Source organism: Flavobacterium frigidimaris (assembly GCF_002217275.1).
Taxonomy (GTDB): Bacteria; Bacteroidota; Bacteroidia; order Flavobacteriales; family Flavobacteriaceae; genus Flavobacterium; species Flavobacterium aquidurense.
Genome location: NZ_MUGV01000022.1, coordinates 1 through 13,443 on the forward strand (window position 1 = coordinate 1; position 13,443 = coordinate 13,443).

At 33.7% G+C, this 13,443-nt stretch carries 9 protein-coding genes; 4 read left to right on the forward strand and 5 right to left on the reverse strand.

Going from position 1 to position 13,443, the window contains the following annotated elements; all coding sequences use genetic code 11:
• The 4 genes from nagB to B0A65_RS13610 form a co-directional block, all read right to left on the reverse strand.
• Positions 1 to 1,028, reverse strand: a 1,028-nt coding sequence (gene nagB / locus B0A65_RS13595) for a glucosamine-6-phosphate deaminase (protein ID WP_089069636.1), incomplete at its 3' end; no start/stop codon positions are given.
• A gap of 34 nt (positions 1,029 to 1,062) precedes the next feature.
• Positions 1,063 to 2,436, reverse strand: a complete 1,374-nt coding sequence (locus B0A65_RS13600) for a sugar MFS transporter (protein ID WP_074656838.1) — start codon at positions 2,434 to 2,436, stop codon at positions 1,063 to 1,065.
• Between the two features lie 172 nt (positions 2,437 to 2,608).
• Entirely contained in the window at positions 2,609 to 3,484 is an 876-nt protein-coding gene (locus tag B0A65_RS13605) for a sugar phosphate nucleotidyltransferase (protein WP_074656837.1), read from the reverse strand.
• Between the two features lie 10 nt (positions 3,485 to 3,494).
• Positions 3,495 to 4,586, reverse strand: coding sequence for a mevalonate kinase family protein (locus B0A65_RS13610; RefSeq protein WP_074656834.1), 1,092 nt, complete (start codon positions 4,584 to 4,586; stop codon positions 3,495 to 3,497).
• A 232-nt stretch (positions 4,587 to 4,818) separates the two neighbouring features.
• Between B0A65_RS13610 and B0A65_RS13615 the strand changes: the two genes are divergently transcribed.
• Complete coding sequence (locus B0A65_RS13615; protein WP_074656830.1) at positions 4,819 to 5,859, forward strand: LacI family DNA-binding transcriptional regulator; 1,041 nt, start codon at positions 4,819 to 4,821, stop codon at positions 5,857 to 5,859.
• Between the two features lie 65 nt (positions 5,860 to 5,924).
• Here the strand turns inward: B0A65_RS13615 and B0A65_RS13620 are convergent, their stop codons facing one another.
• Complete coding sequence (locus B0A65_RS13620; protein WP_074656828.1) at positions 5,925 to 6,563, reverse strand: sugar-binding protein; 639 nt, start codon at positions 6,561 to 6,563, stop codon at positions 5,925 to 5,927.
• 711 nt (positions 6,564 to 7,274) lie between these two features.
• Here B0A65_RS13620 and B0A65_RS13625 point away from each other — a divergent pair.
• The 3 genes from B0A65_RS13625 to B0A65_RS13635 all read left to right on the forward strand — a co-directional run bounded on the left by B0A65_RS13625 (position 7,275) and on the right by B0A65_RS13635 (position 13,434).
• Positions 7,275 to 10,376 carry a SusC/RagA family TonB-linked outer membrane protein gene (locus B0A65_RS13625; RefSeq protein WP_074656825.1) on the forward strand — a complete coding sequence of 1,034 codons (3,102 nt, stop codon included), beginning with the start codon at positions 7,275 to 7,277 and terminating at the stop codon, positions 10,374 to 10,376.
• Positions 10,377 to 10,413: 37 nt separating this feature from the next.
• Positions 10,414 to 11,925 (forward strand): RagB/SusD family nutrient uptake outer membrane protein, encoded by a 1,512-nt coding sequence (locus B0A65_RS13630; protein ID WP_074656823.1) that lies wholly within the window; start codon positions 10,414 to 10,416, stop codon positions 11,923 to 11,925.
• Between the two features lie 99 nt (positions 11,926 to 12,024).
• Positions 12,025 to 13,434: an aryl-sulfate sulfotransferase gene (locus B0A65_RS13635; RefSeq protein ID WP_074656820.1), complete on the forward strand. Its 1,410-nt coding sequence runs from the start codon at positions 12,025 to 12,027 to the stop codon at positions 13,432 to 13,434.
• Positions 13,435 to 13,443: the final 9 nt, after the last annotated feature.

Consider the following 13,443-nt stretch of genomic DNA (forward strand, 5'->3'; position numbering starts at 1 on the left):
CCGCCTGGCCATCCCGTGATGGTATTTTGAAGCTTATTAAAAATTTTAATATTGATATCATAAGCCGGTCCTGAATCTGCCAATAAATCGCTCATTCCGTGTTCGATATAATCGGCATCAGTCAACATTAAAATTGGTTTTTTAAGCTGAAGTGCCAATCCTAAAACTGCTTTTCTAATTAATTTATCTGTCCAGACTACTTTTTCTACGAGCCAAGGTTTGTTGATTCTGGTTAGTTTTGAAGAAGCTTCTTTATCTAATATAAAAACCGCATTATTATGTTCCTGCAAAAATGAAGCAGGTACGCGGTTCGTAACTTCATCTTCAACAGATTTTTTTACAATATTTGATTTTCCTTCACCCCAAGCCATCAAAATAACTTGTTTAGCTTCCATGATTTTCTTTACTCCAAGTGTAATCGCAGTTCTTGGTGTATTGCTTAATCCGAAGAAATCCTTGCTTGCCGCCACTCTTGTAATATGGTCTAAAGCTACCAAACGGGTTTTAGAGTTTTGAAGTGAACCTGATTCGTTAAAACCGATATGTCCGTTTCCTCCAATTCCTAAAATCTGCAAATCAATGCCACCCAAAGCTTCAATTTTAGCTTCATAATCATGACAATAATCTGCAATTTGTTCTTTTGTTAAAAGACCGTCGGGAACGTGGGCATTTTCAGGTAAAATATCGACATGGTCAAACAGTAATTCTTTCATAAAACGAACATAACTGTTGATAGAGTTGGGTTCCATCGGATAATATTCATCCAGATTGAAACTGATTACATTCTTAAAACTCAATCCTTCTTCTTTATGCAAACGAACTAATTCAGCATACAGTCCTTTTGGAGAAGAACCAGTTGCAAGACCCAAAATACAAGGCTGATTTTCTTCTTGTTTGGATTTAATTAAAGCTGCAATTTCCTGAGCAACTGCTTTAGATGCATCAGAAGAATTTTCAAAAACAACTGTATTGATGTTTTCGAATCGTTTTTCGAATCCTGTTGCTTTGTCGATTTTACTTTTTAACATGATATAGTTTTTTTTTTAATTTCTCGAGTTTATTCTACCATTTTCGGTATTTATGACCTTTTACTGCGTAAAAAAGTATCATTATATAAGATGGTAATAACATTAAATACGCAAGCTGATTTCCGCTTCTTGAAACGTCCTGACTTCCGGCTGCAATATTTGAGGTGTTTATAGTTTCTGTAATTAATCCATACAATAGAGGAAATATAGCACCGCCAATAATTCCCATAATTAAAATGGCGCTTCCAATTTTAGTATATCCACCCAAATCTTGAAGAGCCATTGGCCAAATTGCCGGCCAGCAAAGTGCATTTGCCAAACCAAGTAATGCTACTAACAGAATTACAATTGGCAAATTTGGAATTCCAGGCAACTGAAGCATTACTTTAGGTGAAATAATAACAATTGCTATAACCAAAATGATTCCTAAAATCCCTGAACCTTTTAAAGCCGTTACCTGCGAAAGGTATTTTGGAATTAACGTTATTCCTAAAATATATCCCACAACCATTGCTGACATCGTAAACGAAGTTAATTTCAAATAAAAATTTCCTTCATCTCCATAAACTCCCAATTGTTTTCCGAAGCCTCCAATTGAATCTCCGGCTAAAACTTCAGCAGCCAGATATAACATTAAAGTGATAACTCCCAAAACCAATTGAGGACGTCTGAATGCGTTTTTTATTTGTTTTAAAATACTTAAATTTGAAATATTACCTTCTTCATCCAAATCAATTTCCGGGAGTGGAGAAAGCTTCACAAACAAAGCTAACACCATAATAATCAATCCCATATAAAGATAAGGCCTTTGCAATTGTAATGCAAGGGAATTTAAAGCATTTGCTTTTGAAACGGAATCCAGCATTGCAATTTTATCTGCTGTAAACTCCTGCATATTAGACAAAACCAATGCTGTCAATATGATTGGCGCCACAAAACCCGCTAGTTTATTGGCAATTCCCAAAACACTAATTCTGGCTGCAGCACTTTCTCTTGGACCAATAACAACTACATAAGGATTCGCAGCCGTTTGTAAAATTGCCAAACCAGTTCCCATAACAAAAAGTGCTATTAAGAACAGTAAAAACGTACGGCTTCCGGCGGCAGGATAAAACATGAATGCGCCAAATGCAATGATCAATAATCCTAAAGAGATACCGTTTTTGTATCCCACTTTTTCGATCACCCAGGATGATGGAATTGCCATTACAAAATAGGCAATGTAAAAGGCAAAAGTTACAAAGTAAGCCTGTGAAGAAGAAAGCTCACAAGCCAATTCAAAAAATGGAATTAAAGGACCGTTTAGCCAGGTTACAAATCCGAGAATAAAAAATAATGCGGTCAGGATAACCATCGGAAGAATTGCACTCCTTTTTTCTACTTGTATGATACTTTCAATGTTTGACATAATACTTTTGGGTTGATTGTTAATAGATTATTGTTTTATGAATCTAAAATAGCACCAACACGATTGCAATAATTTTGCATTTACAAAACGCTATTTTGCGTTTTTTTTGCAAAGTAAAACAAAAGTAAAGTAATAAGCACTACATTAGATATCATTTTTTTGTTAATATTTGTTAAACATTCCAGTCTAAAACAGGATAATGTTTCTTAAGATACTCCTTAACGTCAGCAATATCTTCTTTTGCAGTTAAATCTGGAACATGTTCTGAAAATGGAATTCCCACTGTTGTATTCGGATTCGCCTGAACCGAATTTAAAAGTACTGTCGGCAATTCTTTTTCATCTCTTTCCGGATTTACGGGACAATTTTTAAGATGCGTATACAAAGTGCTTCCATTGAACTTGAAAGCATTCATACTCACTCTTATTTTCCCATCAACATCTTTATAATGCTCCAAATCGTCTGCTGTAGGCTTCTCTAAAATGTCCAATAATTGATTGTTTTGATCTAATTTGGCGATCGCAAAACGCGAAATTCTTTCAGAAGGAAATTCCAAAGCATCACGATCATAGCTGATAAAAGCATTGGGGCTTTGTGTTTCTCTCAACGCTAGCAACGCTTTTGCTGAATACAAATTATCACTATTGCAAACCGAATATTCTTGTGTGTTTAATTCCGGAAACTGTTCTACAGCCTGAAACAAGGCATCTGCAGTACCAAAAGGTTTTACTCGTCCTTCAGGAATATATTGAATGGCAAATGATATGTTTAATCCATGAAAATTATTGTTTTCATTCTGGTTTCCATAAAACTCTTTAAACAACTCACCTTGTTCTCCAATAATAATATAGATATTTTTGTATCCCGCTTTTTTTGCATTTAATAAAAGATAATCCAACAAAGGTCTCCCACTTGCTCCCACTCCAATTAAACCTTTGCTTCTTTCGTTGGCCTGCGCGATTTCTTCTGGCGATAAATTATCTAAAACGGCTTCTTTTTTCATACGGGAAGATGCTCCACCCGCAAGAATAACTAAATTGTTGTGCATTATTTATGTTTTAAATTTCAATATTTTCAATTATTCTCACTCCGGGATCTACGCTAACCGAATAAGCTTCTAAAGCTCCGGCTTTTAAAATAGCATCGATAACAAAATTTTCTTTTTCAGGGTCAGCAATAACAACGATACTACCGCCGCCTCCAGAGCCTACAATTTTAGCTCCGTAAGCGCCGGCACGCAGCGCTGCATTGATCATATCATCAATTCTTGGAACTGTAATTTTTAATAAATCACGCAAAACTTCATGATGCTGATTCATTAATTCACCAATTTTTCTAAGATCCAAAACTGGTTTTTCGAACTCTTTTAGCGCTTCTTTTGTATAATGGTAATTCTTTAAAGCCGCTTCAAAAAACGGAATTAATCGATCTGGTAAGCAATTGCGATAACGATCAATATCCCGAATTTCGGAAGTATTCAAATCAAAATTTGGGAAGTTCTGTTTTACAATATCAATTGCCATTAAGGCATTTCCTTTCAATTCTCCAATTAACCCAATTGTTTCTTTAGGAACTCCAGAAACTCCGGTAATTAATCCTTTCAAATTGGTTCCGATAATCTTATACGAAAAAGGATCTTTTGTATTAATATATACGATATTTCCAACTCCAATACTAAAATGATCCATCATTCCGCCTGGTTCTCCATGTTCTAAAACTTCAGAAGCATATCCTATTTTGGCAATAAATTCAGGGGTCACTTCATCATCAACTCCAAAAGCTGTAATTAAAAACTGAATCCAGGCCATTAACAAAGCGGAAGAACTAGAGGTTCCGGAATTGATTGGAATATCTCCGGTTATAGTAATATTATATCCAACAGTGGGAATACAACCATGTCTGCGTAAAACGCGCAGTGATGAAGCAAAATAATCGCGAGGTTCTAATTTTTCGAACGTTGCATGAATATCTATTACCCGAATTTCATTAATATCGATCATATTAAGAACAAACGTATTGGTCTGGTTTTCTTCTGCAGTTAACTGTATATCCCGGTTAATAGCACACGCTATAACGGGCAATCCTAAATAATCTTGATGATCTCCAAAGAGACATGTTCGACCCGGGGCTAATGAAGTAATTTTTCTCACTTGAAAATTTTACATTAAAACACTGCAATTCAAATAATTACAACGTTATTTGGTTATGAATTTATTTTATAATTTCGGTTTTGATTCTACGAAACTATATATTATATTTTTATAAAACAAGAAAAAAACAAAAAATGTGCTCGAACACACTAAAAAAATGTTCTCGAGCACACAACGTAATTCCTTTAAAAAATTTTACTATAATTAAATCAAAGTTTCTATATTTGCTTATATGGATAAAAAGTACACAATTAAGGATATTGCAAAAATGGCCGGAGTTTCTAAAGGAACTGTAGATCGTGTTTTGCATAACAGAGGAAAAGTTTCTCCGACCGCATTGGAGAAAATCAATGAGGTATTGAATGTCATTAATTATGAACCCAATTTAATTGCCCGAAATTTAAAAAACACAAAAGTATATCGCATTTGCGTTTTACTTCCGGATCCTGAAATTGATACTTACTGGCTCCCCTGTGTTAACGGAATACAGGATGCTATAACCGAATTTAAGGCTTATAGTGTTATTATAGAAACTTATTATTTTAATCCTGAAAGTACTAAATCGTTTTTAAGTACAAATGAAAAAATAATCAGGCAATCGCCGGATGCCGTTTTGATCGCTCCTTTATTCCATAAGGAAACTGTCGAAATTATTAAACAGTATGATGAATTAGAAATTATAGTTAATACTTTTAATAACCAGGTTGAATCTTCGTCTATAAAAAGCTTTGTCGGACAGGATTTATATAAAAGTGGCCGCGTTGCCGCTAGTTTAATGAATTTAATTTTGACAGATGGGCAAATTGCCATTATTCATATTGATGAAAGTTTAAAAAATGCAGTTCACATGCAGGAAAAAGAAAAAGGCTTCAGAAACTACTTTGATGAAAAAAAGCTTTCTGATTTTTCGTTGACTACCTTAAAATTAAAATATTCGAACATTGAAACTAAGTTTCCTGCCTTTGTAGAAGAAAATCCAAATTTACGTGGCATTTTCATTACCACTTCAAAAGCCTATCAGATTGCTTCTGTTTTATCTTCTATAGAAAATCGAAAAATTGCACTTATTGGTTACGACTTAATTGAGAAAAATGTAAATTTCCTAAATCAGGGATTGGTTCATTTTTTAATTCATCAAAATCAAAAAAGACAGGCTTATTTAGGAGTCAGCACTTTAGTCGAACATTTTTTATTCCGAAAAGAAATTCCGGAAACTATTTTGCTTCCTATAGATATTATTAATGTAGAGAATGCCTCTTTTTACGTTAGCTAGTTTGCCACGAAGTCACAAAGGCACTAAGTTTATATTTCTTTGCGACTTAGCGCCTTTGTGGCAGATTACTTCATTAAAATAAATTTTCCGAACGAAGAAGCAATATGAAAATTGGGTTCCGGTGTATTTGGATTTACCCAGGAAATCCAGGTTGCATCGTATTGCAGATTTTCAGCTAAAGAAAATTTTGCCCTATAGACTCCCGCTTCAATTATATTGTTTTGAATTAAATTCAATTCTTTCAAAGAAGCAATACTGATTCTTCCCTCAACAGTAAAAGAATTCTTGTCTTTTAAAGAGATTACTTTTAAATCTTCTTTGGGCCATTTCCATTTAAAATCAAAATCTTTATTTGGCTTTGCCTTAAAATCCATTATTCTGGCCGAAGTATCCATTTCGAGACAATAATAAGGATCTATAGCCTCATTTTTTCTAAAAAAGAGCTCTACTCTATCAGAATTTCCAATACTATCAAAACTATTATCTTTTTCATCAATATAAATATCAGTATCGAAAACAATAAACTTGAAATAGAGATTTTCTAAATCCCAAAGTGCTCTAAATTCAATTTTAGAAATGGCATCCTCTTTCCATGGGGAGGAAAAATCCGTTAAACAATTTGCTTTTTTCCAAGATGATAAAACTGGAAAATCAGTTCCGCTTTTTTGATTTTTATCTATAAATACTAATTGATATTCTTTCACCTTTATAACTCTTAAATTTTATAATCTTTAATTTTTAAAAACCCTAAAATTGTTCCATTTCAGAGTTGCAATTTTGGGCTTTTTTAAGATGACCAATATACTCTAAAAAATTAGTAAAAAAACTCCTTCGCAGATTTAAATAAAAATGCGATAAAGTCAATTTTCTTACTAAATAAAACAATAAGAAAATCCTGTTTAATTAGTATCTATTCAATATCTCTATTGCGAAATTCATAAGATTTTGCAAAAACATCAAATATTATTCATCTAAACAACAATTTCGCATAAAAAAAGGTCAAATAAAGAAGTCCGTTTATTTCCAAAATAATTTAGAATAATCACATCATTTTAAGTCAAAAAAAACGTTTCGCACAATTTTATGTGCTCGAGAACATAAATTTTGTGTGTTCGAGCACATTTTTTGTGTTTTTTCTTGTTTTATAAAAATATAATCTATAGTTTCGTCAGACAATAATCTTAAAACTAAGTTAATTCAGTAAAATTTTAGTCGATTTTGATGCTTTAAAAAATAATAAAAACGGATAAAATAACCCGTTTTGAGATTGGAAATTGAAGTGAATATCTCAAAAAGAAATACTTCAAAAAAAATTCAAATAGAAAACCAAAAATGTATTCCTGAATCAAAAAAAGAAGTCTAAAACTTACAATCAATAAAAAACAATTAAACATTAACCAAAACCAATTTTAAGTATGAAATTATTAACCCAAAAAAAGCCAAGAGATTTTCGGATTAACAATTTATCCGGAAAAGAAATCAAACTAACCGTTCTTTCGTTATTAGTTTTTACATTTCAGGCTTCGGCTGTTTCAACAATAGATACATCACACAAAAACAATACGGTGTTATTTTTTGAAAAAACTGTAAAAGGTACAATAACAGATCAAAACGGACTTCCGTTACCAGGTGTAAACGTAACAGTAAAAGGTTCTAAAACAGGTGTTCAAACAGATGTTGACGGAAGTTTTGCGATTACGGTTCCTGATAATGCTACAAAACTTATCATAACTTATATTGGTATGGAAGATCAGGAAGTTACCATATCAGGCGCTCCACTTAAAATTGTCATGAAAGAAGCGGGACAAAAACTAGATGAAGTAGTTGTTGGATACGGAAAAGCAAAGAAAAAAGACCTTACCGGTTCTGTAAGTTCGATTGGAAAAGACAATTTAAACTTAGGCGGAACTATTTCAAATGTTGGACAAGCATTACAAGGACGTGCGTCAGGAGTTCAGGTACAACAAAATAGTTATGCGCCAGGAACTAGTCCTTCAATCGTAATTAGAGGAGGAAACTCAATTAATACTTCTAATGCGCCATTATATGTAGTTGATGGATTTATTACAAGTACCGGAGCTTCTATTAGCCCAAATGATATCGAAAACATTCAGGTATTAAAAGATGCTTCTTCTACAGCAATTTACGGTGCCAGAGGTGGAAATGGGGTAATTTTGATTACTACTAAAAAAGGAAAATTAGGAAAAATGCAGGTTGAAGCTGAAATCTCAGATGGTTTTCAAAACATCATTAAAGAACCTTCTTTGCTAAACGGACAACAATATGCTGATATTCAAAATGCTATTGCAAAAGAAAACGGAAGACCACCGGTTTTCCCGGCAAGTTTTCCTATTGCCAATACCAACTGGTTTGACGCTGCAACACGTACAGGAGAAGTATTGAACAGAACACTTACTTTTAGTGGAAGCGATAAAACATCTAAATTTTTCTTGTCCGGAAATTACATTAAACAAACAGGAGCTATTGTAAACACAGACTTTGAAAGGTACAGTGTTAGAATGGGTGGTGAGAAAAGATTTAATGAAAAATTGAATATGGGTACCAATGTTTACGGTGCTTCAAGCGAAGGAAATAACAGTGATTTTGGAGATAATATTTTATCACCTATGTTTTCAATTCAAACTGCACCACCGACTATTCCGATCTATAATGCTGATGGCTCATATTATAAATATCAGGGAAAAGACAACGCATTAGCTCTATTATTAGAGCCAACAGACCACACCATCAACAGATTAGTAAACGGAAATATGTTTTTAGATTATGAAATCATCAAAAATCTAACTTATCACTTTGGTGCCGGCGCAGAATGGCAGGAAAATATTCAGGGAAAATATACTCCAAGCACATTAGTGGCGGGAGCTGCCTTGAAAGGAACAGGATCAGAAGAAAACAAAACTTATTTTAGATGGAGCACGGAGCAATATTTGACTTATAAGTTTAATATTAATGAGCATGCTGTTACAGCAATGGTTGGAACTTCTAATCAAAAAGATACTTATGAGAGAATGAAAGCATCTGGATCTGGTTTTTCTAATGATGTCTTAACTTATTATAATCTTCAGGGAGCGGCAGTATATTTGAAACCAGAAACGGAGAAAACAGAAACTAAACTGACTTCTTACTTTAGCCGTTTGAATTATTCTTACAATGATAAATACCTGGTTTCTTTTACGATTAGAAAAGATGGATCTTCTCGTTTTGGTCCAAATAACAAATTCGGAATTTTCCCTTCCGGAGCTATTGCCTGGAAAATGTCTAATGAGTCCTTTATTCAAAATTTAAATACTTTTTCTGAACTTAAGTTAAGAGCCAGTTATGGTATTACAGGAAATGATGGTATTGGAGATTATCAATACATGAACAGACTAACTTCTTGGGGAGTAACTATTGGTGATGGCAATTTTGTTGGTGGTACTGAACCAAATAATTTATCAAATCCTAACTTAAAGTGGGAGCAAACTGCGCAAACCAATATTGGTTTAGATATGGGCTTTTTTAATGATAAACTTAGCGCAACAATTGATGTATACGAAAAAAGAACTACTGATGCCCTTTTAAATGTTCCTGTTGGAGGATGGTGGGGATTTGATGTTCAAAGAATTAACTCAGGAGTTATCCGAAATCGAGGAATTGAACTAGGAATCAGCAGCACAAATTTTAGAAATGATAAATTTAGCTGGACAACATCATTAAATGTTGCTTACAACAAACAAGAAATAATATCGCTTGCTGATAATGTAAAAATCATCAGTACTAACACTTCTAATCCAAGTGGTACGGTTTCAGGACAGGAATTCACAAGACTCGTTCCCGGAAAAGAAATGAGTGAATTATATGGATATAAATATGCCGGAGTTGTAAAAACAGGAGAAACTTATGCTCCTCAGCCATTATCTGTAGCTGGAGATCCAAAATATGTTGATGTTAACGGCGATGGAGTAATTAATGCTGATGACAGAACGTATTTAGGAAATTCTACACCCCATTATACTGCAGGTTTAAACAATGATTTTAAATATGGAAATTTTGACATGAACATCTTTTTCCAGGGTGCTTTTGATTATTCTGTTTATAATATGACAAAAATGGTAGGTGAATCATCTACAAGTACAGACGCTCTAAATCGTTGGGTTGCCGGTACAAATGAAAATACTGAAATACCAAGAGACGGATATTATAAAAGTAAATACGGTAGTTATGTAAATTCAAAATTTGTTGAAGATGCATCTTATGTTCGTTTAAAAAATGTTTCTATCGGATATTCTATTCCTGAGAGTGTATTAAAACAAGCTAAATTTATAGATAGTATCAGATTGTATGCTATAGGTCAAAATTTACTGACTATTACAAATTATTCTGGAAACGATCCTGAAGTAAACGGACATTTTACTCCAGATAATGCTTCGAAGCAAAACTTAGGTGGAGGAATCGATTTCAACTCATTCCCGGCTTCAAGAACATTTATTTTAGGTATCAAAGTCGCAATTCACTAGTCTAAAAAGCTTTTTTAGTAACATTAAATTTATTAAAATGAAAAAATATACACTATTACTACTTTTACTTACCGCGGGAGCACAATTTTCGTGCAACCAGGATCTTGATCCTACGGTATATAGTAATTTAACCAATACGAATGGCTTTACTACAAAGTCTGATGCTATAGCGTCTATCAATTCTATTTATGGTCGGTTAAAAGGACCATCTGTAGGGGACAACTTTTCGTATTGGGCAACGAGACACTTCGCCTTGACTGACATTGCTACAGATTTAGGACACTGCCAATATGGAGGAGATCCGGGACAATTATCGCTAGGAACCTGGAGTTCGACAAATGGTTTGCTTAAAGAAGATTGGAATGCCATGTATAAATTAATTGCAAACGCCAACTTTGCTATTTTTAACATTACTCCAATGGCTGGAATTACTGCTGCAGAAAAAGCACAATTTATAGCTGAAGCTAAGTTTTTAAGAGCTTCTGCTTATATGGATTTAACAGACTCATGGGGTCCGGTGATTCTAATTACAGAAGCTAATTTGGGAAATCCAAATTATTTAGATCAGACTCCTCCTTCATCTGTAGAAGAAATTGATGCTTTTCTGGTAAAAGAATTAACTGAAGCTGCCAATGTATTGCCTGTTAATTATAAAAATAATGACATTTATGGTACTAATGATGTAGGGCGTGCCACAAAAGGTGCTGCACTTACTTTAATGGCAAAATTATACCTACGCAGCCACGATTGGCAAAAAGTAGCGACATTGACACAACAGGTAATGAACCTAAACGAATACACTCTTTATCCTTCTTACTTAGGCTTGTTTAAAGAAAGTAACAAATGGTGTAGTGAAAATATCTTCTCTTCATTAAGTGACGCCAATACAAACGGAACAGAATTGTTGAATCACTTTGGACCAATTGATCATCCGGTGGTTCAAAACAGATGGCAATATTACACGGTTAACTGGGATTTCTATAATACTTTTGGTAATGAAGACGAAAGAAAACAATGTTTCTTCCCTGAATTTGAAGGTGTTGATGGTTTATTACACAAACAAGCGCCATCATTAGGTGCGCAACCACCAGCAGGCGAATTTTATATGCCAGACGTTTCAACAAGAAAGTATGCTGATGATGAAACTACGACTTATTATGATGGTCATAGTGTAAACATTCTTCGTTATGCCGATGTATTATTGAGCAGAGCTGAAGCATTAAATGAAATTAGTGGCCCAACCACAGAAGCTATAGATCTTATAAACAAAGTTAAAGCAAGATCTCATGCAAAACTATTGGTTTTGGCTAATTATAATCAAAGCACTTTAAGAGATGCAATCTTACAGGAAAGAGGATGGGAATTTTTCTACGAAGGAAAACGTCGTTCGGATTTGATCAGAATGAACAAATATGATGTTTTGGTAAATGCCTATCACCTAAGAGTTGGAGAACCAGCACAAATCAAAATGCCACAAAACAAATATTATACATACCCACAAAGTCAGGTTGATCTTAACCCAAAATTAAGTAACGCCGACAGACAATAATAAAAGAGGTCCAATCAGGAATAGGCATTTAATTGTCTGTCTATTCCTGATTTTTATACAAAATAAGTACTTTGCTGTTTCATTAAAGAAGCCTTCAAGATGATCAAAAAATTAATAGTAAAAGGGAGTTTTATTTTTACATTACTTGCGTTGGCAAGTTGTTCTAAAAATCAGGGTCGTATCACAAATATCAATATTGGGACGCATAGTAACAACGAATTGAAAATTCAAATCGATGTTACTACGAGTGACAATGTTCAGGTATATGCCGAATATTGGTCTGATAAAAAAGGAATAAAAAACAAAATAACCTCTCCAATTTCAAAAGCTGGTCTTAAACATTCACTAGTACTTTGCAATATTACGCCCGAAACCAATTATAGTTTTCAGTTGGTTACTATTCAGGGCGAGAATACCAATACTGGCAAATTATACACTTTCAAGTCTAGAAAATTACCTGAATGGTTGCAAAAACAATTTAAGGCAAATTGCCCAAAACCAGAACTTTTACCTGCAAATTTCAAAAAAGGTTTTATGCTTGTAGCCAAAAGAGAAACACCCGGAGTTGCCTATATTGTTGATTACAAAGGAAATTTAAGATGGTATCATACCGTTGAAGGAACCGGATTTAAAGTAACTCATTTTACAAAAGACCAAACCATTCTTTCCATTTTAGGTACAAATGATGAACCAACAAGTTACGGAAGTGAAATCCTGGAAATCAATTTACAGGGCGACACTTTAACACATGTCAAAAAAGGACAGGGCGATTTTAAACAAACCATTCATCATGAAATTCTGAAAAAATCGGCTAACGAAATTGTTACGATAACCGTAGATCAAAAAATAATGGATTTAACTTCTATTGGAGGAAAAAAGAACGACACCATAAACGGAGACGGAATTTTGATCATGGATAAAAAAGGAAAACAACTGTGGAAATGGAGCGTTTTTGATGATTTAGATCCTATGAAAGATAAAGCGTTACTTAAAACCAAAAAAGACTGGACTCATGCCAACAGCCTGAATTATGATAAAGATGGAAACTTTTTAATTTCATTTTACAACAACGGTCAAATTTGGAAAGTAGATTCAAAAACTGGAAAAGTAATCTGGAAATTAGGAAAAGATGGTAATATAAAAATGGCTGCAAATACTAATTTCTCTCAGGCTCATGCCGCACACATTAACCCAGATGGAAGTTTAATGTTTTTTGATAATGGTGTGGATAAAAAACAATCATCAGTTTTTGCTCTTAAAATAGATGAAAAAGGCAAATCAGCAAAATTGGATTTCCATATCAATTTACCAAGAGATATTTACAATGACAGAATGGGAAGTGCTTATATGATTGATAAAAACACCATTTTAGTTTGTTGTTCAAAAAGACATATAACGGTTTTAACGAACAAAAAAGGAGTATTACTTTGGGCTTTAGAGTCTGAAATTCCTCCGTATCGTACGCAGTTTATTCCGGAAGAAAATATGAAACCTTTTCTTCTCAATTAAAAATATTGA